General features: G+C 37.5%; 17 protein-coding genes. 1 reads left to right on the top strand and 16 read right to left on the bottom strand.

The annotated features are described in order from the left end of the window. Nucleotides 1-27: 27 nt before the first annotated feature. The 16 genes from MKY37_RS05540 to MKY37_RS05615 all read right to left on the bottom strand — a co-directional run bounded on the left by MKY37_RS05540 (nt 28) and on the right by MKY37_RS05615 (nt 24,879). Complete coding sequence (locus tag MKY37_RS05540) at nt 28-894, bottom strand: Gfo/Idh/MocA family oxidoreductase (RefSeq protein WP_340774671.1); 867 nt, start codon at nt 892-894, stop codon at nt 28-30. Then, on the bottom strand, nt 891-2,213 hold the full coding sequence (locus MKY37_RS05545; protein WP_340774673.1) for a hypothetical protein: 1,323 nt from the start codon (nt 2,211-2,213) through the stop codon (nt 891-893). The genes MKY37_RS05540 and MKY37_RS05545 overlap by 4 nt, the downstream gene beginning before the upstream one ends. A 59-nt stretch (nt 2,214-2,272) precedes the next feature. Further along, nucleotides 2,273-3,331 carry a dihydrodipicolinate synthase family protein gene (locus MKY37_RS05550; protein WP_340774676.1) on the bottom strand — a complete coding sequence of 353 codons (1,059 nt, stop codon included), beginning with the start codon at nt 3,329-3,331 and terminating at the stop codon, nt 2,273-2,275. After that, nucleotides 3,332-4,348 (bottom strand): NAD-dependent epimerase/dehydratase family protein, encoded by a 1,017-nt coding sequence (locus tag MKY37_RS05555; RefSeq protein ID WP_340774677.1) that lies wholly within the window; start codon nt 4,346-4,348, stop codon nt 3,332-3,334. It lies immediately after the preceding gene. Nucleotides 4,349-4,366: 18 nt separating this feature from the next. Next, complete coding sequence (locus tag MKY37_RS05560) at nt 4,367-5,611, bottom strand: Nramp family divalent metal transporter (protein ID WP_340774679.1); 1,245 nt, start codon at nt 5,609-5,611, stop codon at nt 4,367-4,369. Between the two features lie 1,012 nt (nt 5,612-6,623). After that, nucleotides 6,624-8,252: an extracellular solute-binding protein gene (locus MKY37_RS05565; RefSeq protein ID WP_340774681.1), complete on the bottom strand. Its 1,629-nt coding sequence runs from the start codon at nt 8,250-8,252 to the stop codon at nt 6,624-6,626. A gap of 63 nt (nt 8,253-8,315) precedes the next feature. Further along, on the bottom strand, nt 8,316-9,191 hold the full coding sequence (locus MKY37_RS05570) for a carbohydrate ABC transporter permease (RefSeq protein ID WP_340774683.1): 876 nt from the start codon (nt 9,189-9,191) through the stop codon (nt 8,316-8,318). Between the two features lie 150 nt (nt 9,192-9,341). Continuing rightward, on the bottom strand, nt 9,342-10,265 hold the full coding sequence (locus tag MKY37_RS05575) for an ABC transporter permease (RefSeq protein WP_340779848.1): 924 nt from the start codon (nt 10,263-10,265) through the stop codon (nt 9,342-9,344). 161 nt (nt 10,266-10,426) lie between these two features. Further along, nucleotides 10,427-11,068, bottom strand: coding sequence for a YesL family protein (locus MKY37_RS05580; RefSeq protein WP_340774685.1), 642 nt, complete (start codon nt 11,066-11,068; stop codon nt 10,427-10,429). A 386-nt stretch (nt 11,069-11,454) separates the two neighbouring features. Beyond that, nucleotides 11,455-13,737 (bottom strand): heparinase II/III domain-containing protein, encoded by a 2,283-nt coding sequence (locus tag MKY37_RS05585; protein ID WP_340779849.1) that lies wholly within the window; start codon nt 13,735-13,737, stop codon nt 11,455-11,457. A 27-nt stretch (nt 13,738-13,764) separates the two neighbouring features. Next, nucleotides 13,765-15,195: an extracellular solute-binding protein gene (locus tag MKY37_RS05590; protein ID WP_340774687.1), complete on the bottom strand. Its 1,431-nt coding sequence runs from the start codon at nt 15,193-15,195 to the stop codon at nt 13,765-13,767. A gap of 76 nt (nt 15,196-15,271) precedes the next feature. Then, nucleotides 15,272-16,333, bottom strand: coding sequence for an alpha/beta hydrolase family protein (locus MKY37_RS05595; protein ID WP_340774688.1), 1,062 nt, complete (start codon nt 16,331-16,333; stop codon nt 15,272-15,274). A gap of 10 nt (nt 16,334-16,343) precedes the next feature. Continuing rightward, a complete protein-coding gene (locus MKY37_RS05600; RefSeq protein WP_340774690.1) occupies nt 16,344-18,158 on the bottom strand; it encodes a hypothetical protein in 1,815 nt (604 codons plus the stop codon). Between the two features lie 277 nt (nt 18,159-18,435). Next, nucleotides 18,436-19,680: a DegT/DnrJ/EryC1/StrS family aminotransferase gene (locus MKY37_RS05605; RefSeq protein WP_340774692.1), complete on the bottom strand. Its 1,245-nt coding sequence runs from the start codon at nt 19,678-19,680 to the stop codon at nt 18,436-18,438. A gap of 15 nt (nt 19,681-19,695) precedes the next feature. Further along, on the bottom strand, nt 19,696-21,369 hold the full coding sequence (locus MKY37_RS05610) for a hypothetical protein (protein ID WP_340774694.1): 1,674 nt from the start codon (nt 21,367-21,369) through the stop codon (nt 19,696-19,698). A 687-nt stretch (nt 21,370-22,056) separates the two neighbouring features. Next, nucleotides 22,057-24,879 (bottom strand): carbohydrate binding domain-containing protein, encoded by a 2,823-nt coding sequence (locus tag MKY37_RS05615; protein ID WP_340774696.1) that lies wholly within the window; start codon nt 24,877-24,879, stop codon nt 22,057-22,059. Nucleotides 24,880-25,222: 343 nt separating this feature from the next. Here MKY37_RS05615 and MKY37_RS05620 point away from each other — a divergent pair, with 343 nt between their 5' ends. Further along, nucleotides 25,223-26,719, top strand: a complete 1,497-nt coding sequence (locus MKY37_RS05620; RefSeq protein ID WP_340774697.1) for a DUF6583 family protein — start codon at nt 25,223-25,225, stop codon at nt 26,717-26,719. The last annotated feature ends 5 nt before the right edge of the window (nt 26,720-26,724 follow it).

The following is a 26,724-nucleotide window of genomic DNA, read 5'->3' on the forward strand; positions in this document are numbered from 1 at the left end:
AGTGATTGAATCACCTCTAATGGCACATTATTCATTATTTAATAGATTAATCTTTTCAATTAATTCAACTATCCGCTCCGTTTCTTCAATCGCTACGGGGGATACTCCAGTTTCAAAAAATTGCACGACTTGCTCAATCAGCCCAGCGTAATAAGGTTTATCTTCTTCCCATAAGCGGAGGGAATGAACACTTTCCTTGGAATGTAGGATTGCTCCAAAACGATTATGCCACTCCTTTTCTCCTCGAAGGATTGCATGTTTTCCATTAGTAAAGGTCATATGAATTTGTTCACAATCCGAAAATGTCTCTATGCTCATTTTTTCCACTTCTGTGCCAAAAATAGTGACGACCATTTCAAGTAAGTGGATTCCATACCAAAAGTATCCTGGCATTTGTTCCTGACGAGGGGTCGGTCCGAAAAAGTAGCCACTTTTTATTTCTGTGTTATTCGCTACTGCTACAACTGATTCTGAAAACCTTAAGGAGGATGAGCTCATGACGGGTGTGTTATGCAACTTACTAAGATCGATCAGTTCTCGCATTTCCGCGCTACTCATGACAACTGGTTTATCGATGAAAATTGGTTTACTATAGCCAACTACTTTCTTAAACCAATCTAAATGGTTTCTTCCATCAACTGTCCCAATGATTACTGCATCGACAGCAGTCATAAACTCTTCGACGTCTTCTACTGGAGTAACCCCATATTTCTTTGTAACTATTTCATAGTAATTTAGGAAACGCTCACGGCTAATCGGTAAATCCTCTGAATATGTTGGGATAGCATGCGTTATTTGTGCGCCTGTTACATGATGCGGAGCCCCAGAATCGTTTAATAATTTCGTGAAAATTTCACAATGTGATGTGTCCAAACCTATTAAACCTATTTTCATATACTATTCTCCTCACTATTTAGTAGTCTGAAAACTTGCCGTGGTCTGCCTCTTCTCGATATTTTCTCTGTCCCAATCACCTCGATTAAAGAAGCATCTAACCAAGATTGAACAATTCTGTGCGCACTCCTAGGTGTAATTCCTAAAACCGAAGCAAGCTCATGGGCCGTAAATTCATTTTTCTTTTTTCTTCGGATTAGGGCCATCGTCTTTTCTATGTTCGCTGCATTCATACCAACTGCCGCTGATTGTTGTATTAATAATTGATCTGTCACCGCAAGTGGGTATTTCATAGGTGCCGTTATATCAATTGGTCCAAATACACTTCTATCCTCATTAACGATATAGCAGCTATCCCCTCCATTTTCTTGCGCTTGAATAAGTGCTACTCTCGCATGAGAGCCTGCTTCTAATGCCGAAAATCCGAAGCCTATCCCAATGGATAAGGTTACACCTAATTTTTTCTTTAATTCGTCTACAATCGGCAATACTTTATAACCTTCTGTAATCCTTTCAAATATTCCACGATTTGTGACAAATAAGTATTCTGTGCTACTTAATGCAGTCAAATAGCCGCTCATTTGCTCAGCAAAATGGAGTAGCATTCGATATGTAGAGTTATTTCTTTTTTGAATTTGCTGCTCTGTCATAAAATCAGGATTTAGCGTAGTTGTGTTTTCTATAAAAACTCTTCCTATGATAATTTGCATTTCTTTTTGTTTTCGTTGGTTAGTTCCTAATAACATTCGTTCTATTGCCACAATAATATCTTCTTCTGGAGGCTTCAACCATTCATTCACAATATTATTATTTGCCAATAATTCACTTACTAATTTTATGCTTGTAATGACAACGGTATTAGGTGCTTTTGCCACGTTCTCTATATGAAAATTAACTATATCTTCCACATTTTCAAGTGAAACTAAATCATTGTAGTTGTCGTAACTAAACGTTTCTTCTAAATTTTTTTTTACAATTTCAATATAATCATTTTGAATTCCATCAAAACTTACTTGTGTGAAATTCATTTTATTTTTCATTTTATAGAGTGCCTGGTATAGTCCTGCACCTTTTAAAGGTATATAGAATGCAGGAACTTCCATTGGCACATCTTCTTTAGAGACCAAGTATGGAATTCGTCCCGAATAAAACAAACAATCCACTTTATCTTTAAGCTCCACTGTGAATTCTTTTGCTTTATCCATTTCATCAGACAAACGGAATATCGGTTGTATGGTAGGAAAAAGGTTAAAGCACCGGACAATTGTGTCATAAATCCATAGTGGACCAATTACTCCTACCTTTATATGAGATTTCATACCATCTTCCTTTCCAGCACGAAAAGACACATGGTTGCAAATGTGTCCCTTCTCGCTTCTTATTGCTCTTTATCATTACGAAGAAAAGCCTGTACGAATGCATCATCATTTAACTTTGGATAGGTTGCATAAACACGATCGATTTCCTCTGCTTGACCTGGACTCAGCACTTCATGATCGGTTAAACACCAATTTCCCTGCAGAAGCCCCTGTCTTCTTAACACTTCATTAATTCCCGCGATACTTCCTTTGAAGACGTTTTTAGAATCAAAGAAGGCAGAGTTTGCATCTGTCACATTTTGCGCAATGGAAAACCACTGCTTATCGAGTTCATTATGAAGTCGAGCTTGTTTTATTTGTTCAAAAAGGTTTACAGCTTCGTGCGTCCATACCGACCAATGACCTAAAAGACCACCGACTATATTTTTGCTTTCCATTTGACCTTGGACTTCAAATTCATACGTTGTAAATAAATCCATAACAATATTATCGTCATTTCCAGTATAGAGTGCAATTTCATCTCTTCTTGGAGAGGCACAAACAGCTCTTATCACGTCTAATGTTAAGTACCTATCAAAAGGTGCCATTTTAATACCTACTACGTTTTGGATACTAGCAAATTCCTCCCAAAATTCGTAGCTAAAAACTCTCCCCCCAACAGCTGGCTGTAAATAAAAGCCGAAGACTGGTAATTCTTCCGCAACTGCTTTCGTCCGTTCAATTAGTTCCTTTTCAGAATAATCCTTTAACCCACCATTACTTAAAAGCACCATATCATAGCCTAGTGCTTTAGCTATTTTTGTCTCTTTTAATGCCTGCTCTGTTCCTCCACAGACACCTGCTATTTTGAGGAAAGGACGTTGCAATTTAGCTTTTTCAACTTCCTCCATCGCCAAACGTAAAACAATTTCGTACAGATTAAACTCAGGGTCTCTTATTTCAAATTGAGTCGTATGGACCCCCACTGCAATCCCGCCTACTCCAGCTTCTATATAGTATCTAGTCAATCTTCTTTGGGCATATTCATCTAATTGTTTATCACTTGTCAATGCTAACGGATGAGCTGGGATAAAGGCACCCTCATATAAATGCTTCTGTAGTTCCTGTGATAGAGCCATTTAGAATTGCCCCTTCCGTTCCTGAAAGTGAGTTGGTTTATTAATCGTTTCTCCATCATTTGCTACCCAGTCCGCTGTCCATTCAATCATTTCTCGTATAGAGACACGCGGATATCCAAATAGCTTATGTGCCTTACTTGCATTATTTAATAATGCATTTTCCTTTTCGACTCCTTCAAATACCGGAGTTTTCCCTAGCAATTTACCAAACTCATTTGCAAGCCATCGAACTGGCAATGTTTCTGGACCTGTTACATTCAGAATTGTTGGAGGTGAGCTAGCGATTAATAACGACCTAATCGCATATTCATTTGCGTCTCCTTGCCAAATGACATTTACATGACCCATAGATAAATCTAAAGGAACCTCATTATATACGGAACGAGCAATTTCGAGTAATACGCCATATCTCATATCAATCGCATAATTTAATCTGAAAACAGTTAGTGGCGTATTATCTTTATTGGAAAAATAAGTGAACACTCGCTCTCTCCCAAGAGAGGATTGACCATACTCACCAACTGGAGCAACCTCATGCAATTCATCACAGCCACCTAAAGTTAAAGGCACTAAAGGATATACATTCCCTGTTGAGAAAGCGACAATGTTGGAGCCTTTAAAGTGCTCTGCTACTCTTCCAGGCAGATACGTATTCATTGCCCAGGTGAAGTGTTCATTGCCAGTTGTACCGAATTTATTGCCTGCCATATAAATGATATTTTTCTCTTTCGGAAGCAGTTTCAATTGTTCATCGTCTAATAAGTCTATGGAAATTGTTTCGATTCCGGCTTTTTCTAAATTCTCTTTTAATGTCCCATTTGAGAAGCGAGAAATCCCTATCACTTTCTTATCTAACCCTGCTTTATCTATAGCTCTTTTGGCCATGATTGCTAAGGTTGGCCCCATCTTACCTCCAATGCCTAATATCAAAATATTCCCATCTATTTTTCGCATATCCTCTACTAGTGCATCTGATGGCTCGGTCATTAAATTTTCTAGTTCTTCAATTGTTTTCAAAAGAATTCCTCCTATTTCTTATGAGAAAAAGATATTTTTTATATTATTAAAAGCTAAATAGATTAAAACGAGTAATCCTATAATCCCTAGAACATTGCTTAATAATTTATTTTTTAGCTCACCCATAATATTTTTATCATTAGCTACTACTAAAATAGCAATTGCGATGAACGGCACAACGAATATGGTAACGGCTTGCGCAAAAACAATTAGATTCAATGGCGCAGAGCCGAATACAATCCCAATAATGGAACCGAAAAGCATTACTAAAATAATAGGTAGCTTCACTTTTAAATTGGATAGGCTGCTACCTAATCCTAATCCGTCAGCTAGCAAAGAACCACCAATCGTTGCATTCCCCATCAGGGAAGAAAAAGATGCCCCAAACAACCCGAGCATAAAGACAAAAGTAGACCAGCTACCAAAAAGTGGTTCTAACGCTAAGCCCATTTCACTTGCATCATTCACAACAAGTCCCTGAGGCTTTAAAATAGTTGCAGCTGTAATCATTATTAGAAAGGATATAAAACCTAGAAGAAAGATTCCTAAAAACGATTCCTTACGACCACTTGTGGCATCCGTAATTTTCCAGCCCTTCTCTTTAACTAAATAAGATTGATATAAGGCACCTACGATGGAAAAACTTGTAGCAAATAAAGCAATAATTAACCCCATACTCCCCTCGGGCAATACCGGTATAAATCCTTTAAATATATCAACTATGGATGGTTGGACAACTATTACAGTGATTAAAAATGCTAGGAGCATAATCACTACTAATACAAGCATCATCTTTTCAAGAATTTGATAAAATTGTTTTGCAAATAACAATCCAATGGATAACAGGGTAAAGATAATACTCCAAATGGTTGGATCCATATCCGTAACTGCAGATATAGCAATCCCTGTACCAATTGCATTACCTGCCTGGAATGAGGCGGTAACTAAAAATGCCCCAACTCCGATTAATATACCTGCGAACAATCCCCACTTTTTCTTAATCGTTTGGATGAAGCTATGCTTAGCAGCTAAACCAATCCGAGTACTCATTTCTGTATAAACCATCATTAAAATAATGGCTAAAACAATAGTCCAAACTAATTGGGTTCCATATATTGCCCCAATCTTAGAAGAAAGCGTAACACTTCCCGGACCTAATACTAAAGCAGAAGTGATTAATGCCGGTCCAAGATAATTAAATATATTCCTCTTTTTTACAACCTCATTACCCCTTGCTGATACTGAATCCCCCTTAACATCCAATCCAACCCCTCCATCACTAATTATTCTGAATACTCTATAATTATATTAACTTACCGTCTCAATTTATGACATGACTATAATACGTCTTTAATTGGTCGGGGGGTTTTTAAGGAAATGCAAGGTCCGCATCTATTCTATTGACCATTGGACAAACTAAGGCTAGATCATTATCAGGAACAAGTGCTTATATGCTTGTGACTGGTCGTTATACGCCCGAGACGTTAGCGAACGCTCGGCATTTTACTTTATGCCCCGGGATCTAGTCACATGCGCTCGAGACCAACCTCTATACGCTCGAGAAGTATGCGAACTCTCGGCGGTTTGCTCTATACGCCCGGGATCTAGTCCTATCCGCTCGGCCAGAACCTCTATCCGCTCGAGAAGTATGCGAACGCTCGGCGGTTTGCTCTATACGCTCGGAATCTAGTCCCATGCGCTCGAGACGAACCTCTATCCGCTCGAGAAGTATGCGAACGCTCAGCGGTTTGCTTTATACGCCCGGGATCTAGTCCTATGCGCGCAAGACGAACCTCTATACGCTCGAGAAGTATGCGAACGCTCGACGTCTTGCTCTATGCGCCCGGGATCTAGTCCCACGCGCTCGAGACTAACCTCTATCCGCTCGAGCAATAAGCGAACGCCCGGCGTTTTGCTCTATACACTCGGGATCTAGTCGCATGGCTCGAGACTAACCTCTATACGCTCGAGTAATAAGCGAACGCTCGGTGTTTTGCTCTATACGCTCGGGTTTTAGTCCCATGCGCTCGAGACTAACCTCTATCCGCTCGAGAAGTATGCGAACGCTCGGCGGTTTGCTCTATACGCTCGGTATCTAGTCTCATGCGCTCGACCAGAACCTCTATCCGCTCGAGCAGTAAGCGTACACCCGACTTCTTACTCTATGCATCCGAAACGAGACCCTATACTACGCACCAGCGAAAAGCGTCAGTATGATTTAACAACCTTATTTAAAAAATAGCCTATTCGCATGAGCGAACAGGCCACTTATTTATTATTTCCATTCTCTTTCTGTGTAACCTTTTGCTTTGATCCCTTCATTTGTTTCTTTAATAATCGCTTCGCCGCCTTTTGCCATATATTCCTCTACAAGAGCATCCCAATCAGATACTGGTCTTTGGCCTGCGATCATTTTAGATTGTTCGTTAATTAGGAATTGCATTAGGTCTGTGCCTTTTTCTTGATTGGTCGGTGACAATACACCATGAGAAGGGTCAATATACATTTGGTTCGATTCAAACATTTCCTGCAAGGTAACTGTCATTTCCTTTAACTCTGGTAAAGTGTAGCTATCAGCGTAGTTAATCGCTGCATCCTCTGGAACCTGCTCTCTGTTATCCAAGAAATAAGTGGATGGTGAAAGTCCTTCAGAAGAGAATGTTGGAACTTGGACAGGTAATCCATTTTCCATATTATAACCAGTTCCTTCTTTACCTAAATAGAAGTCAAAGTCCGCATTTTGAGGATTTTTTTCCTCAGCCGGGAAATATGTTTTTCCGAAATCCACTAGCTCTAATGCGCGATAAATTTTTCCTTCATCTTCCGCAAGATTAGCATTTAAAGCAAGAATCCCTGAGTTACCTGAACCCATTGTGAATCCTTTAGATTTATCTGGTGCTTCAAATGGCGGAATTGCTACGAGCTCTGCGTCCGGGTTAATGGATAATAATCCTTCAAAGTATTCTTGAGACATACCTGAAACTCCACCAACGAAAATTCCGGCTTTGCCAGAATAAAATTCATTATTCGTACTTGCCCAATCTAAAACCGCAAAATCCTTCGTCATAGCCCCTTCTTTATAAAGGTTAGCAAAGAATTGAACTAAATCTTTTCTTCCATCAGAAATGATACCCGGGATAAAATCACCGTTATCATTTTGGTGATACCATGCGTTGAAGTCCCAATAAGTTCCCATATTGAAGTTTGGATTGATATTTTCTCCAATTGCTACACCATACGTATCAGCCTTACCATTACCATCTGGATCTTCTTTAGTAAATGCAATGGCAATTTTCTCAAGCTCATCGTAACTCGTTGGAATTTCTAATCCTAATTTGTCCAACCAATCCTTCCGAATAATCGGAGTTAAAGGATATGGTTGAGAATAACGCGGAATTCCATATATTTTGCCATTTACTTTAAAAGAATTGTAAATATAGTCTGGGATTTTACCTAATGTTGCATAATGTGATAGATAATCATCTAAAGGTAGGAATGCCCCGTCCTCAGCCCATTGATAAAAACGTGTATCACCAGCTTGGAATCCTACTAAATCTGGCATTGAACCTGAAGCTACAATGGCAGATGATTTTTCCACATAGTCACCTTGAGGAATAATCTCTGGTTTATAATCTACATTAAAGCGCTCATTTATCAAATCAAGACCAGGACTACTTAACGGTGGTGGATCACCAAAACGGAATGTCATCCCCGTGATTGTATGTTTTTCACTATGATCAAATGGATCAACCTGCGCATCTGGAGCCTTTTCAGTTTCTCCTGCTGTTTCTGTTTCTTTTTCTTTGTCTGTTTCTTTCTCACCTGTGTTTTCATCCGTACAAGCTACCAGCATAAAACTGAGAAAAAGAAGTAGCAAGCCAATTATTAAGTGCTTATTTTTCACATTAACCCCTCCATTAATCTTTTTAGTAAGGCTTTGTTAAACAGTAGTACAGACAAATTTCTATTAACCTTTTACAGATCCAAGCATCACTCCTTTAGCAAAATGTTTTTGCAAGAATGGATAAACAATAAGTATTGGTAAGGTTGCCAACAAAATAGCTGCCATTTGAACCGTTTCTGGAGGAGGTAATGCCTCTACCATTGCCGCATGACCTCCTAGTGCTGCATTGGGTTCATTCACAATGACAATTTGTCGTAAAATAACTTGAATCGGCCACTTTGCAGGGTCGTTCAAGTAGAGAACTCCTGAGAAATAGCTATTCCAATGACCCACTGCATAAAACAGACCAAATGCTGCCAAAGCGGGCTTTGATAACGGTAAAATCACTTTAGAAAAAATTTGAATATCATTTGCTCCATCAATAATTGCTGCCTCTGTAAGTTCCTCAGGAATCCCTTTAAAAAATTGAGTCATGATGATTAAGTTGAATGGACTGATTGCTACAGGTATGATCAATGCCCATAACGAATTCAATAAACCAGTTTCTTTTACAATAATATAAGTTGGAATCATTCCAGCAGAAAATAGTATTGTAAATAATACTAAAAATAAGATTAACCTTTGCCCAATAATATTTCTTGTTAGTGAATAGGCCATTGTTGAAGTGAAAACTAGATTAACAAATGTTCCTACCACTGTGATATAAACTGTCACCCATAGGGAACGGATAAATTGATCGGACCCTAAAATATACGTATAAGCATCTGTCACCCATTCCTTTGGCCATAAAAGGAAATCACTATTTAGTACATCACTTACACTTGAAAATGAAACGGAAAAAATGTATAAGAAGGGGAATAGCATTGTTACAGATATTAATAACAAAAGTATGTTATTAAAAATTTCCATTACCCTTTCGCCACCAGTAGCTTTGAACATAATCTTACCCCCTAACATAATAAGAAAAGCGTAAGCGCCTTTGTCACAGTCTAAGTTCGCGACATCGTGTCGCAACGACTGTATGACCCACATCGTGTGGGCTTCCGACTAGCGCTGGAGCTAGACATAAAAATCTATTAAGATGGTAATCTAATATAAACCATCTTCCCCAAACTTTTTCGCAAGTCTATTGGCAAGAACGACGAGTACTAAACCAATAACTCCTTTAAACAGCCCTACAGCTGTAGCAAAACTAAAATTAGCCTGCTGAATCCCCTTAAAATACACATAAGTGTCTAAGACGTTCCCTGTTTCCATATTGAAAGGATTCAACATTAGAAAGATTTGCTCGAAACCACTATCCATAACATTTCCTAAACGAAGGATTAATAAGATGACAATCGTACTCTTAAGTGCTGGTAAAGTAATATGCCACATCTGTCTCAATCTACTAGCTCCGTCAATTACAGCCGCTTCATATAAATGCGGGCTAACCCCAGACAATGCTGCTAAGAAAAGAATAGTGCCCCAACCTGATTCCTTCCAGATAACCTGGAAAATGACTATAGGCTTGAACAATGCCGGATCTGTTAAAAATGGGATTGGATTGATCTCCAAAAAATTCACAAAAACGCTGTTTATTAAACCTTCACTTCTAAGAAAAATAACGGTTATCCCAACAACTACTACCCAGGATAAAAAATGCGGTAAATACACAATAGATTGAAGAAATTTCTTATATACCTGATTTCTAATTTCATTAAGCATTAAGGCAAGTACAATGGATATTGGAAAAGCGAAAAATATTTGTAACATTGAAATTTGTAGCGTGTTCCATATAACTTGAATAACTTCCGCATCTTCAAAGATTAATTTAAAGTATTTTAATCCTACCCACGGGCTCTCAGCAAATCCGCGAAATGGGCTATAATCCTTAAATGCTAGAAGAATTCCTGCCATTGGTATATAACGATATATTAGGAAATATAAAACCCCAGGTAAGATTAGAAGTAATAAATAGCGATCTCGCCATAATTTCTTTTTTAATGAATTCTTTTTTCTTTTAGTCGGGATATTATTTGATACAGCTAATGTCGAATCCAGCGTCTCAATTTTTTTGTTTTTAGTTTCAATAACTAATCTCCCCTTTCTCTATTAAACTCTTTTCGATACATGTATATTACATGTATTTAATAGTAATTTAAATTTTACAATAATTCAATATTTTTTTAAAATTATATTCCTTTTTCTTCTTGATTTTCCTTTTTATTTTTTTCTAAGTTCGTAAACATTTTGTTAGCAATAACCATTACCACTAGGCATATAAGGCTCCCACCGAAAAATGGAAGTAACCCTGGAATTTTAATCATCAGATAATAGGGGAAATAAAATCCTAAAACCATTAGAACTGAAAACAAAGGATTTGATAGAACAATGAGTAAGCAGTTTCTAAAATATTGCTTTATAGTCAATTTATATTGAACATAAACTGGGAATGCATAAAGCAAAGCAACTATATAAATAGCAGCGAGTATGAAAAAGAATAAAGAAACAATTAAAGCCCAAATAGTGGGTATACCACGGAAAAACTGTAGATCCACGTATATTATTATCCCTAGTACTGCCCATGAATAGCCATATTTGTTGGACTTTAGAAATTCCTTTTTATACTCATTTTTAAAATGAGTGAATACTTTTAGGTCCTCTTCTTGTGTCCACTTTCTAACTACAGAGAACATTGCTACGGTTGATGGAAAAAAACCCGCAATTCCAACACCAATGATTATTCCCGCTAACCAAAGAATATTTAGATACGCAAGCTTTAAAGCCCAATCCATATAATGATATAGCGAACCTCTCCATCCAGTAAGTTCCATGTGAATCACCTCTTTAAATACGTATTTTCATTGAAAATTCAGTCACTTTAGGTTACATTTTCTTTATTTTAGATAGATGAGTCTATTTCATAAAGAAGTAATTAGTAATAAAATTCGAACAAAGTTAATTTCTGCTCCAGGCGGATGCTTTCCGCGGGCACGGAGGCGTTACCACACGATGTGGCGCTCTTAGCCTGTGTTCCTTGAAAGCTTTCCTGCAAGGCTTTCAGCTCGTGCACCTGTCGCTACGCTATCGGTGCAGAAAACATTTGCTATTCCCACTGGAGTCGCCGCCTTGCGCTCCAATCAACGAAGTCCACTTTAAATAAACGGATAATTGAGTATAATATCACATTAATATTCATGTATTAACTTAAAATAAGTAATTATGAAATTGACTCAGATAACATAATTTCATATTTTCCAGGCTTTAAGTGTAGTTCAAGCATTCCCTCGTCAGTTTGATAGGTTATCAAATGTTCCTTATTATTAACTAATAAATCCATAGGCTGCGGAGTTTTAAACCAAACCTGAGTAGTTTTTAAAAGCTCAATGTGAATTTTCGCACCTCTACTATAAATGTGAGCTGAAATATTCATGTCTTCAGAAGATCGAAAAATCGTTTCCTCTTTTATCTTCAGACAGTTACCATTCACAACAGACAACTTACTTAGCTTGTTGCCGTTGTTCTGAATTGAAATCCATCCCTGTTCTCCTAGAAAACCAATTTCACCATTAGAGTTTTTTTGCCACACAGACTTCCTTTCCTCGTTTACAAGGATATGGTCTGTAATGCCTTGACGGCTAACCTCCATATGAAAAAGCGATCCATTTCTAATTAGTGAATTAGCACAATCATTTTTGGAAGCTTCAGGAACAAGCATTGTTATCATATATTGCAGTTGTTGCTCTTCATCATGAGGCACTATCTGTAGATAAGCCCCATACTCTTCTGCTCCCTTATGCTGTTCAACACTTTTCTTTGTATCTTTTGGATAACAATTGTAAAGGGAAACCGAAGCTTTGTCTCCAGCGAATCGGATATGCGTTTCTTCTGTCTTCTCCCCTGGCAGCATGTTTTTATCCCCTATATATATTTGTGCTGTCGTATGGAAAAGAAAGCTGATAACACTACCCGGATCCTCTTTAACTACCTTATCTATAATTAGATAGTAGCTATTATCGATATGTACTATTTTTCGTTCCCACTGTGAAATACTTTTGTCATAAGCACCAGCTGCTTCACCACAAACAAAAGAATAAGAATCAGACGTATACGAGTCTACAAATTTACTTTTCCCTAACTTGGATTGTCCCTTCCCATTAACAAGCATACTATTATGTCCAATTGTCCCAATCGTAAAATCTCTCCTTGGACCTTTTACATAATCTTGGTACCCTGGATTGGTTATTAGCCACTCTCCAGCAACATGTAATATAAAATTGTTTTGATCGAAATGATTATGATTCTTTGCTGATCCGCTTGAATTGAAGGCTATTAGGTGATCATGATCCTTCCAGCCACTTCTAAGAGAAGCCCAGCCTATCGTAGAAAATATATGGGAGCATCTATTTTCATAGTATATTTCCGGCTCTAAGGGCTTAGGTAGATTATTCGTGTGAAGTAATGCTTCCAAATGACTTTCCGAGAATTTATGCACATACCAGCTTGCAACACGATTTTGGTTTTTAGATGCAAGTATTGCCATAAGATAGGAAATATCCAAACTATAAAATGAATCTGAAAAGTTTACAAAGCTCACCTTTCCACCTGTCCCTAAGGAGTACATGAAAAGATCAGGTAGAAAACGAAAGTATGGATGCTGGAGAAATTCGTCATCTCCTGTCGAACGATGGTACGTATCCGCTGCCATTAAAATATGTCTCGCAGCGACATTTAAATACAATAGCCCCTCAATATCCGGATCCTTCATCCTACTATCTAAATAATTGCTTATATAAGTACAGGAATTGAAGATGAATGGTTCCACCTCATCCTTACAATCACTATCTAAAATGGCAAGTGATCCGATAAGCATCGCTACTTGCTTTGATGCAATTATATTATGGCTATCATGATTGTTAAAATCTATACGAAAGGGCTGTAAACCTTTTGTCAAAATAGCATTTTTAATCGTATTTTTCTCCGAGCTGGATAATAGATGCATGATAGCATCGTATCCAATTGCTGCACCTAAAGTGAAATGAGCATTACTTAAATTCCCTTCCGCTCCCCTTAGCGGAAATTCAAACCATCTTGTGAACGAGGATAGACCAATGAGATACTCCTTTACTTTTTCAGCAAACCTTTTTTCTTCCGTTATACCATAAGCAAATGCTAAAATTTTGATTCTCTCCTCAACAGCTCGAGAATACATCGTCCAAAAAGGATATTCTATATATCCTGGTGGATCTCCAACTGGCTCAAGTTGTTTTAGTGGCAATGGAATATTCAGTTGGACCGAGTAGCTTGGATAAACCACCGTAAACTCTTTTTCATCTGCGTATGACTCTGCTAGTTCAAGCGTTTTATCCCATCCATCGTTAAAATCAATCCCAATTTCGAATTTGTTATTTGCTAGTCTAGCTTTCATTTCTTTTAGTTCCTCGTCATTATATAAAATTCGAGGATTTGGTTTTAATTGCTTAAGCTTTTGAGCGAATTTCATCACAAGTTACACCCCTTAGATAGCGCTTTAACCGCTATACGTCGCTTGTTTTAAATTTAGAAGCTCTTCAATTCGTTTACATGTATCTTCTGCTTTTTCCATATTGGCCCAGAAAAATTGCATCTCTCGTTCAATTAGTTCAAATTCCTCGATTGTAAGATGAAGATCTCTAATCGTCTTGGAGGAGCCCATTACTTCTTTAAAAGCATTGTATTGTTCTGGATGAACACCAGGCTGTAGAAGATTATTATCCTCTGCAACTATGCGAAGCATCGGAATTGTACATCCATTTTGTTTGAGCAATGTTTGCGCTTCAGTACTTACCATAAAGCTTACAAGTGCTTGTGCTGCTTCTTTTATTTTACTATTTGCACTTATTCCTAAGGCACCACCTAAAAGAAGTGTTCCGGGTGCATCATTTTGAGGTGGCGGTAGAACGTCCCATTTAATCTTATGGTCTCTAAATTCATTCATAAAATAATAGGTCGTCAAAATCATTGCTGCCCCTTCTCGCATAAAGAGATTTTCAGCTAGCTCATTGCTCCCATGAGAGAATATTGGCGAGACTTGATGCTTATACATTAAATCACCACAGTAATTCAGGGCTTCTATATTCTCTTTTCTATCCATAACTGATTTAGAGCGATCCTCTGCCATGAATGTACCTTTGTTCTGCAAAAGAAATACAGGCCAGCGATTCGTGGAAGATGAAAAACAAAAGCCGTATTCGTTTATCATACTATCGCTTTCCATTCCCTTCGTTGTCCGAGTAGACAACTCTAACAGGTCATCCCAGTTTTCCATTTTGAAGTCCTTCTGGATTCCCGCCTCTTCAAACATTCGTCGATTGTAGCAGATCATCACCGGTGAAAATACAAACGGCGTTACAGGAACTGCCTGATTATACGTGAACATATCAAACACTTGCTTATAGCTATCCTTTTCTGCGTCAATATGCTCCGGTAAGAAAGGATCTAGCATATCTAAAGAATTCGACTCCATTAGTTCCCTGAAGTGATAGTCAGATACGATAAATACATCGGGTCCGTTATCATGCTTTATAGATTGTGTCAGATTATATATATACTGACTATTAGGTAGTATTTGAAGATTTACTTTTGTGAATGGGTTGAGCTGTTCGAAACGTTTGATAATTTTCCTTATAATTTCTATCTCATATGAATTAGAAAACCAACCTAGTGTAATAGTCTGTTTTTGCGTATCGTTTGGAATTGTTACTCTATTTCCTTTTCCAGGGATTTTCTCAATTAACCCTTCCTCAACAAGCTCTGCCAATGCCTTTCTAATGGAAACTCTACTTAACTCATACACTTTACTTAAAGTATTTTCCGGGAGGATGAATTCACCTGGTTTTATCTTTCCTGATATAATTTCTTCTTTTAATTCGTGCATAAACTTATTGTAGCGATTTTCAAATACACTTTTTCTTTTTAGCAATTTCTACAACTCCCTACTAATAATTGCCCTGCTTGTAATTAGAATAGCATATTTGCAATGAAAACTTGAAAGATCTTTAGCTCAACCATTTATCTAGAAAAGCATAGGAGATTTGGCGAATTTCAGGCGGGAAATCATGACCTGTGTTTCCTATCAATGATGTAAATCGTTCTCCTTCTTCCATCCATTCGTATAAGGAGTTAAGTTCCGCTAATCCTTTTGCTGCTGGTTCCCAATGAGGAAAAATATGGTCATTTTGCCCCATCCACAAGAATAATGGAGTTGGAGCAACTAGTGCAGCTATTTCGGTGAACTCAAACGGTACTTTTCCTTCATTTATATAATCACTTATCTTAGGGATATGGCTGAACCACTCTCTTCTGCCCCAGCGATGCCTCTCAGGGTCTTGTGCAAAAGGTGAGAACCCACAGCTACAAACGACTGCTTTAATCCGACTGTCGACTCCTGCTAGAAAAAAGCTATTATAACCGCCTAAAGAATGTCCAATCGCACCAATTTTGGAGTTGTCAACGATACTTAGTTCCTCCAATAAGCTTATCCCTTGCTGATGATCCACAATCATTTTAGCAACTGCCGACCACTCGGGATGACTTTTATAAAATGCTGCTGTTTGAAATGGCTGCTCATTCTGTAATACTCTTTCGCCTGCGGTTATCGTATCTGGAGCTAAAACCACAAATCCTCTTTTTACAAGCTCCAGACCGTATTGTCTATTCTTCCTACCCACTGTTGTACTTATGTCTTCTTTTCCATTTTCGCTCGTTGGATGGAGAGCAATCACTGCCCGAAACCGCTTACTTTTAGCAGAGGACAATAAATGAAGTACATCACTTTCTGTAGTTAAATTTTCTTCTACAAGTCCTTTCGGAACTAAAAGGTTAGCAGGCACCCAGTCCGCGTAAACCGTGGAATAGCAAATGTTAATCTGGTAATAATCATCATGGATCTCCCAGGTGTTAATCTTCATACTCGGTTTAACTAGCGGAGGAAGACCACCTATACAATCTAACCAATTTTGGCTTATCGTAGATCTTTTTTCATGCCAATCTTCTATATCATTCACATTATGTAATAACGGTAGAGCTCCATCCTTCTCTAAAGCTATTAATGTATACATTGTCTCCCCCCTAATCTTCTCCGATTTGAATACTGCATAAATGACTACCGCTACCATAGTAGATTCGACTATTTTTATGTACAATACCACTACTAGCACTCATCGGTAGCGTATGAACTACTTTCGGTTCTACACACTGTTCCACCTGTATCTCCATACTGAGCAATGTATGACTAAGGAGACAATAAAGCGTATTAGTTGGCAAATCATAAGCAAAACCATTTCGAACAATTTGGCCCCAGTTGGATAAATCCTTCCGGAAAAGTATCTGTTCTGTAGTGGGATTGCATACAAAGTAAATGCTTTGTTCCGTAAGACAATGTACACGGTCATATTCGTCGATAAAGATTTGAGCAATTTCACGGGCACCTTCTATCGGAACAAAACTATTTTTCACCCTACGAGTCTCCCAATCTAATACATATAAATGAGCTTCTTTTTCTCGTGATCCTGCTCCACCAGGTGTTTCAATACTCGTTCCACCAACGATATTACCAGAGCTCAACTCACCAAGGCTAATCGTACTTTGGTTTTCCACTACTTTTTCATGTGTCAGTAGATCGTTTTTCTCGGATTCAATACAGTAGATTCCTAGAGATCCGCCGACCATTCCGTATCCGGGAAATCCTCCCCAAACTATATGTTTATGATTCTTTAAAGCAACGGCGCAACGAGGTCGATGAATACTTTCTTCCTGCAACACCAATTTTGGATTTTCGTTCTTTTTAAATTTCTTCGCCATATCAAATACATATAGCTTTCCACCCGCGTATGCTGCTCCTATAAGTATATTTCCATTGGAAGCATAGGCTGCAATATTTCCCCCGCCACCTTTTTCAATAATCTCTCCACCAAAATTAGTTGTCTTATTCGTAGAAATATTAAATTGAAAAAACTGTAGCGGATGCATAGATGTTCCGTATAGATGATCATCTGGTCCGAGATAAATTGTAGATAATTTTGCTCCATCCGAAGTATAGTTAAAATGTATTTTTTTTGTCTTAGCTGTTTCTCTATGAACAAGTTCAATAAATCCTTCAGACAGGCTGTATCTCTCTATATGATAGCTTCCCTCTTGATACCGATGAATCCTTTGAAATGCTGTACCAGTATAAAAAGAGGGCGATAGTTTTTCTGTATCGATAGTTTCGAATTCTCCATTAGAGAATTTCATCCATTGCGAAGAACTAGAAGCTCCCATATGTCCGTATACAAATCCATCTATACCTAAATAGATATATCCTGTTCCCTTTTCCCTTTGTTGCTCTTCGATAAGGTCTTTCCTCAAACCTTTTTCTAGATGGAATGCAACTATATTCTTCTTTTCCGTTCCTATTCCTATATATGCCCACCCTGTGTGATCGACTGCCACACTTCCAGGGTACTTTTCAGTTAGATCCATACTGCCATAGTCCATGATTTCTTTTGAGTGAGGCGAATAACAAAGTAAATGACAATGAGGATACGACGTGAAATAGATATTGCCTAATATATCCTCCGCAAAGCTAAAGCCTACAATTTCTTCCCCGTTTTCAATCACCTTATAATAAATAAATTTCTCTAAAAAAGGGTCCAATACCATCAACATATTTGCAGCACCGGTATAAAATAATCCATTGCTGCTATACGAGGAATAAGGATATTCATCGTTGTTTTCAGGAAAAAATACTTGTTTTATATGATCATTTTCAAGATTAACAATAATAACGAACCCTTTGGCCGCAATAACGAACCGATACTCACCTTCTGCATTCATACATATTGCAGCTGTTCTTTCTTCCTCCGCTGAAACGGGAATACCGTAGTCTGTAAACAGATTGTTCACTGTGACCCTCCTTCCAGAAATATTTACTTAATGAGTCAATCCCATAATTACTTATTTCGGTTTAAAACAAGAATATTTATGTGATATTATATTCAATTATCCATTTATTTAAAGTGGACTTCGTTGATTGGAGCGCAAGGCGGCGACTCCAGCGGGAATAGCATGAGCTGAAAGCCCCGCAGGAACGCAGTGACGAGGAGATTGAAGCCATGCCCGCGGAAAGCGTCCGCCTGGAGCGGAAATCAACTTTGTTCGGATTTTACTACTAATTACTTTATTATGAATTAACTCTATTATAATAGGAAGAAACTTTATTGATTGCGACGATCATATCTTCTATATCTTGGTCAGTATAGAATTCATTTATATTTAGTCGAATGGCCGTTTCTAAAATATTCTCAGCGTTTGGACAGCTTCCAATAGAATAATCATAAGATCCAAGATCAAATGGATAATGGCTATTCAAATATGCCTGTTTGTTTTGAAATAAAGGCTGTGCATATAACACCTTCGGAATATAACCAGGCTGGTTAGGAATTCCTTCTGCTGCTAAAGCTTCCGAAAACTCCTCTCTTGAGCACGTTAACTGTTCCAGATTTAAGGTGAGCATATAAAACCAATAGCTACACCAGCCTTCATCGGTAATTTTCATCGGATTGATCCCTTTAATAGTACCGAGTCCTTGCTTTAATCTTTCCCCTAACTCGTTGCGTCTTGTACAGATCCAGTTAAGCTTTTTTAACTGTGCAATGCCAACCGCACCTTGTAGCTCAGTCATACGATAATTCGGCGCTAAGTATTCTAAATCCTTCATCACAGTGTCTTCATGTCTACGATAATTTTTATCTGCAAATGCATGAGTAGTAAAATAATCTGATTCTTCCCCTGAGTTTACTGTCACCATTCCTCCGTCACCAGTAGAAATATGCTTAAAATCATTTGTGCTAAAACAGCCGTAATCCCCAATTGTACCGGTTAGTCTTCCTTTGTAAGTCGTTAAATAACTTTGAGCACAGTCCTCTACAACCTTAAGATTATATTTTCCTGCAAGTTCCATTATTGGATCCATATCACAAGGGTTACCTGCTAGATGAACAACAATTATTGCCTTCGTCTTAGCGGTTATTTTTTCTTCGATTGATTTAGCAGTTAACGTATAGCTATGTGGATCCAAATCAGCAAAGACTGGGATAGCATTTTGGTAAAGAATTCCCACTACTGTCCCTTGGTCTGTAATAGGACTTGTAATAACTTCATCCCCAGCTGTAACTCCAGCTGCTCCAAGTGCGACATGTAGTGCAGCAGTCCCGGAAGAAGTAGCAACACTGTAATTAACTTTATAAAGATCGTTAAAATCCTGTAAAAACTGCTTTACTTTATTGCCAAAATGATAGAATAATGTATTTTGCTCAAGTGCTTCTAGTAATTCCTTTGCCTCCTCCAACCCAAAACGTTGTCCTGTACCAAAGTCGGTCACTTTCACCTTCGTACCGCCATTTAAAGCTAGTATATTTTCTCCCATTATTAGTCCCCCATATTAGGATTTGTTCACTTTAACTTGCTTACAGCTAATGCCAAATCGCTTCACTACTACATCATCTGCATGGTTTTCATCTACAGGAATAAGTATCACAAAATCATTTTCTTCATCCAGGGTAGTTAGCTTTATAGCTCCAGAAGGACTAATACCATCAATTGTTACTCTACGACGTGCGCGTTCCCAATCATTGATTTGCTTACTAGTCCAGAAAGCAAATCCCTGATCTTTAGCAGTCGTTATTAGATGAACAATGGCCTCTCTTACTTTTGGCTGGTTGTAAATATGGTATTGATGGAACAGAAAGTGCGCTACTCCATTTACACGCTTCACTCCATCTAGGAACGGCTGAATGACACTAACATCTGATAATGTATTGTGATTTAAATCCTGCGTTAAAAAGCCGATTTCTAAAACGTCATATAATCTATTTTTTTCATCTGCCCAAGCGATCGGAAAATAAGGGTGACATGTGCCAAATAAGAAACCAATATTCCCTTTTTTACTTGGGCCTCTCGATTGATCCACTTGTATTCCATTGTTTTCACACCAGGCGTATAACTCTCCCCAGCCCTCAAAACGAGTGTAGTGGTTTTTATTGGAGACAGTATGAGTTGTATTCGTCGCTTTTTCTACCCACGCTAATTGCGTTTGAAAAGCTTCCGCGGACCAAATCCCCTCATCCTGTTCTAGTGCATTATAATGGAGGGCAATTTCATGACCATCTTTTTTAATTTGATCATATATGGAGGGACTGTAACCTGGAGCAATCATGCACCAAGTAGACTGAACATTTTCTGCCTTCAAGGTTTCTAATGTGATTTGAGCTGATTCATCTACATTTAAATCACTATCATGGGAAATCATCGCAACATGCTGTACATCAGCAGGCCAATAATCTAAGAACGGAAGAGTTAAGCCTTTGTCTAGCACTATCTTCAAAAGATGTTCGACTATTACTTCTTTCCAAAGGTCAGCATATGGATGTGGGAAGTAAGGCATTCCTGTTTCTGTAAATGCTCTGTCCAAAACCCAATCCAGTTCAAAGCCATCCTCTGCCTTTAAAATTTCCTCATCTAAATTTGCCGAACCGTCCGGAGCTGGTGTGCCATCTTCCAATACAGGCTTCGTTCCCTGCTGCAGTCCAACTATCGTTTCAGGGATTGCAATAGACCAGCGTTCAATAGTTCCAGATCCGTATTTAATCTGTTGTAATGCCGATGCTCCTTGCCATGTTTTTGCCTCATCAGCTACAGAACCAAATTCTGTTACTTCTATATCGGTATCCTGTGTCCAAGGCTCTGCATTTAGAAAACGTAAAGGTGTTTCTTGGTTTAAGAAGCCAGATAAAACCGCATACCCTTTTTGAGGTGCAAACATATTAGAAAAACCTAACTTACCTTGAATGGCGTTCAATCCCCCGTAGGAAATCACTGTCCCACCCGCGGTTGCATATGCTAATATTTTGGCGCTAGCCTCTTCACTATTGTTTGAATGACTGACGATAAGTACATCAAATGAATCGTACTCATCCATTACCTTTACTTTTTCATATGGAAGTCTAATATGATCAAGAATTTCAAATAAAAAACTTCCAAAAATATTCTGTCCTTCCGACCAATTTAACTCCGCTTCTTTTTCATCAAAAAGAATTCCAATTTTCGCTACTTTCATGTTCTCAGCACCTCTATGAAGTATTTTAGATACATGTATTTTACATGTATCTAAACTCTTTTCTTAAATCATATTATAGTTTTCTATAATAATCAATGAATTATTTGAAATTTTAAATAATAAAAATTATGTAAAAGGCTTTTTTTAGGTTCTACTAAAAATTTTGATTTTTGTTCCAGGCAAACGCTTTCCGTCGGAGACGTCGCCTGAAACTAAATCAATTTAATACATATTAAAAAACGGATAAAAGACATGCTCGGTCCATTAACAACAAAAACCTTAAATGTCTTTGTATGCCGTTGATTTCCTTTACAAAAACAGATAATTGGAATCAGGATTAGCTAAATAAACGAAGATTATAGGATAAAACGTCAAGATTAAATTAAAGCTAATAATAAGGAAAACCTTATCATCTAAGTGATATGTTTTGCCCAATCACCTATTGGAGTGATACTCATTACATTGATTGAAGTGAAAGGTGGCGACTCCGGCGGGATGAGGGAGACAGATGAAACATCACAACGTACCCGAAGGGGCGGTGATGGTTCATTGCTCCCCCCGCGGAACGCGTCCACCTGAAACGAAAATATGCGGTATCATTCTCTCTTTATATGTCGAGAACCCAGTATTCACGCTACATTTTTATATACTTCCTTATCTTTTTAAAAAAGAAATTTTATAAAAATTTCACTTATTGTTTCCACCTTTGTTATTGATCCAGACGGACACCGTATTACTTTTAACAGTTACTCCATTCAATGTTACGTTCACTGTGATATTAGCTCTTCCACTTTTTTGTGCTGTCAAAACTCCATTGTTTATGGAAACCATCTTTGAATTACTAACTGTATATTCAATAGTACTTCCTGCTAGTTCATAAGTGCTTCTATTATTCTCTAATATAGCTTTAACATGAAGCTGCGTAGTGTCTCCAACAGTAAGACGTTCTTCATCAACTGACAGCTCAGCACTCTTAATAGTTTGAAGCAAACTACTGTCCTCGTATTTATATAAGTTGATACCTTTTGATAAATAGAATGCTCCAAAATCATCTTGGGCTAAATGTTCTACACCACTTGCAAGGAATTCATGCTGTTGACTGACTATATCAAACTTGAAAAACTTATTACCGATTATTCCGTAAATGTTCCCATCTGTTCCAATTTCAAGAGAAGCATTTCTCCAGTTACTTGACGCTTTAGGGTCTATTTCCTTGCTAAAAATTACGGTATTTGTTGCAGGGTCAAATGCAAATAAAGTACCATCTGACATCCCCCAAATATTTTCGTCTGGACCAAGTACTAGTGCTGTTAATGCTCTTTTCCCTGGTACAGGGACCATTTCAAAGGATTTCTCTTGTTTCTCAACATCCCATACAAATATTTTAGCTTCCGTTGTTGTAGGTGTAGAACCCTGTCCTCCAGCTACGGTAGTTCCGCCGTATACCTTTCCGTTAGCATAGGCTAATGAAACAATACTTTGGTCTTCCATTAAATTCCAATGAATTTCAGGTTCATTTTCTGTTCCTGGTTCATATATTGTAAATGCGCCACCTAAATTCCCGTTTTTCGGTACTGTTCCAATGAACAACTTGTTATAATCATCCACTCCAAGCATTGCGAATGGTCTATCTTGCTGTGTATAACCTGGTATGCTATCATTTTTTTCCAGGCTGAATAAAAGATCAGGATTTAAATTATTTGAATCCGTTCGATCCCATGCTTTAAATGGATCATATTCATACATTTTGGCATTAGGATAAATTCCTAAATACATTTTATTGTTTAAGTTAGCCATTCCCTCACTTTGCCCAATCCCATCAAACCGAACAGTTTCCTGTGAAGTAGGGATAAATGCACTCATATTACCAGGTAGATAACCCGTACTATATATTTTTCCGTCTGGTCCCTTCGCTAATTCATGAATTAATACAGACTCAGAAGGTAAATCTAAGTTTGTCAACTTAAGGTTTCCATTTACTAAGTTATATTTGTAAAGCTGACCACCATTACCAGAAAGACCTACCAGTGTATATCCTGGAAATTCTTCCTCATTTAATTGGATGAATTTATAACTAATAGCGCTTCCCTTTAGATCTACATTCAACGATTGGAAGGTATTCGTATCCAAGTTGTACTCATGTAATATTCCCATATGTGTGTAATAAACTTTATTGGCAACAGGAGATTTTTCTGAGACTCCTCTTGATGATTCAGGAATATCATATGTCTTCTCACCTGTATCACCGTTCGTAGCCTCTACCAAATTTCCGGTTTCCGTATCATAAATAAACATTTCGTATTTAGATTCTTTTTGTGCAAATAATTTTCCGTCTATAAAATTCATGTCATAAACAGAAATAATATCCGCATATTGTGCAGGTAGCACATTTCTCTTTTCACCAGAAGCAATATCGTATTCTATTAAATGTGCTTGACTACCAACTCCCGCATATACTTTTTGATTTCCTTCATCTAGAGCAACACTTCTAACCCAAGACTGTCCTTCAGCCATTCTACCGAAATCCGTAAACTCTTCAGTTGCAGGATCATATTCATAAATACTTCCTGACCCATAAGTACCTCCATAAATTTTTCCATCACTTGCTGTAGCAAATGGATATAGCACAGCATCTGTATCTTTAACTGGATGACCAAGATTGATTAGTTCATCGGTTTGAGGTAAATAACGATAAAGATAGCCTTTATTGTACGCACCCAAATAAACAGAACCATCTGAAGCAACCTTTACACCCCACGCACCAGACGTATCCTCTAACGTATAGCTTTTTATTAACTTTTCAGTAGCAACATCCACAATAGCAAATTTAGAAGGGATGCCCGCCACAACTGTGTACAAAACATCATTTCCCTGAGAGTCTTTCCCAATATCCCCCAACATGACGGTTGTTTTCGTAACTTGTATTCCTAAATCCTCAGCAACTTCTTCAATTGGGTTTATAGGCTTTACCTCCATTAAACTAGCATCATCAAAATAGAAGGTTCCTATATTTGCTTTACCAGAATAAAACAAAATAGCAGCCGATGCTGCTGTTTCTGGCGCAATAGCTGTGATACTTATATCTGACCACGAAGTTGCTCCACTTAAAGACTTATTATACCCAGTGATATATGCACCCTTCTGGTCAAAAAAACGAATGTATATTTCTCCAGAACCCGTCGAACCCGTTTTGATTTTTGCAGAAGCGGTATACTCTCTACCAGGTGTAACGGGAACTGTATCACTTATTAAACCAAGGTTTTCATTTTTACTTGTATCTTTAATTTCTAAACTTTTCGTACCCGTATAAAATTCACTTTCTACGGTCGTAATGCTGGAAGTCCCAAAATTCTGTGTCCAACCTGGTATTCCCACACCGCCTGTAGAATCCTCAAAGCTGGGATTTTGTATAACCAAATCTTCCGCTGAAACTGAATGCAGACTAGGAAATGAGAGGGTCACTATTAAAACCAAACTTAATAGAAAAACAAAATTTAATACAATCTTCATTTTCTTCCTCCTTTAATAGTAGATTGATGAGTACTTAGACTATACAAACCTCCTCCATTACAACCAATTATTTATACATGTATATGACATGTATTCAATAATAAATGTAAAATAAATAGACAGAAAAATCAACCTATTTTAATAATTATATTTTTAAATAAAACCTATCAATTTGCAGAATATTTTGGCGAAAAAAATAGAAATTACCATTTTTTTAGCTTTTTTTATAGAATAAAAGTCCTTTCAATTTATTTATCTGCTATAATTATTTATAGGTATATATGATGTAAAATAAAGAAAAAGAGCAAGTCAATAACAAGTATGGAATTGAAAGGAAGATTTTATGAAGAAAAAAACATGGATTATTGCAATTATTTCTTTTTTTGTTGTAGCTGGAGGAGCATCGGCTTTTTTTCTAGTGAACAAAACACCGAAGGAACAATATTTTTATTCGGAAGTTAAGACGATTCAACATATTCAAGAGCTTGTCGAAACACGCTATGAAAATGAAACGGAATGGGCAAAATATGGAACAACTAAAGTTATCGATAGCACATATGACTTCTCAGGTGAATATCAAGACGACACTAATCCCGAAATAGAGCAGGCTGTGAATAACTCTAATGTTGCAATACGAATAGCAAGTGATCCAAATAAGCAAGAGGTAGAAGCTGAGATCAACGCTACTATTCTTGGGGTAGATGTTGACCCTATAAAAGGCTATATCACAACAGAAGAAATCATTTTAGGGCTTCCATTTTATGATCAATTACTTCAGTTGAAGGATAAAGACTACGGAAACTTAATGCGTGCAATAGATCCAAGCTATTCAGGTAGCGAAAATCTTGGTTTAGAGAATTTCCTCGGTAAAAATAATATTTTATCCGAAGAAAATGTCGAATATTTAAAAGAAGAATACATGATGTATCTATATGAATCATTGCCAGAAGAGGCATTTAACGTTTCGGATGAAAAAATTGATGTTAATGGGAAATCTATTAAAGCAGAAAAAGTCTCCATGACACTTACAGAAGCCGAAGTGAAGAAGATTTTAACTGATGTACTTCAAAAAGCTCAGAAGGATCCAAAGTTTAAAGAAATGGTTGAGGATTACTTGGAAAGTTCGTTTGATCAGTTTACTGCCGTTAGTACTCCAGACACAACATTTGAATTTGATGAAGTAATGGATGACTTAATAAGCTCAGTAGACAAAATTGACCTACCCGATGGTATAAAATCTACTATCTGGCATGATGCCGATTTAATCGTTAAACGCGCATTTAATGTAGAAACTCCTGAGGCAGGTACATTTGAAATTGCCGGGACTCAATCACTAGAGGAAGCTACACAAAACTGGGATTATTCAATAGGTATAGATAATAATTCATTGAAATTTACAGGTGACCTTTCAACTACTAAAGATGGAACTTATACAGATGTAATTTCCATACTGGATAATAACAATGTGGGTCTAGCCTATAACGGAGAAGAAAAGTTATCAGGTGATGATAGAACATTCGAACGTAAATTTACATTTGAAGATGAATACCAACCGATGGAGTTTTTGTGGACTGGAAAATCTAACTACAAAAAAGACTCTATGCAAGCAGACCATGAATTTGTTGTTGCAATAGATGAAAGTTCAAATGCTATTATAAAAGTTAATCAAGAAAGCAAAATCATTAAAAAAGTAAATCTACCAGCTGACTCCGAAAAAATAGTAAATATCGGAACGATGGATTCTAATGCACTACAGCAATTACTAACCGAAGACATTTACCCTGAAATGGAAAGCTGGGGAATGAACATCATGCAGCAATTTGAACAAGAAATGTACTAAACCAC

It is taken from the genome of Psychrobacillus sp. FSL K6-2836 (assembly GCF_038003085.1).
GTDB lineage: Bacteria > Bacillota > Bacilli > Bacillales_A > Planococcaceae > Psychrobacillus.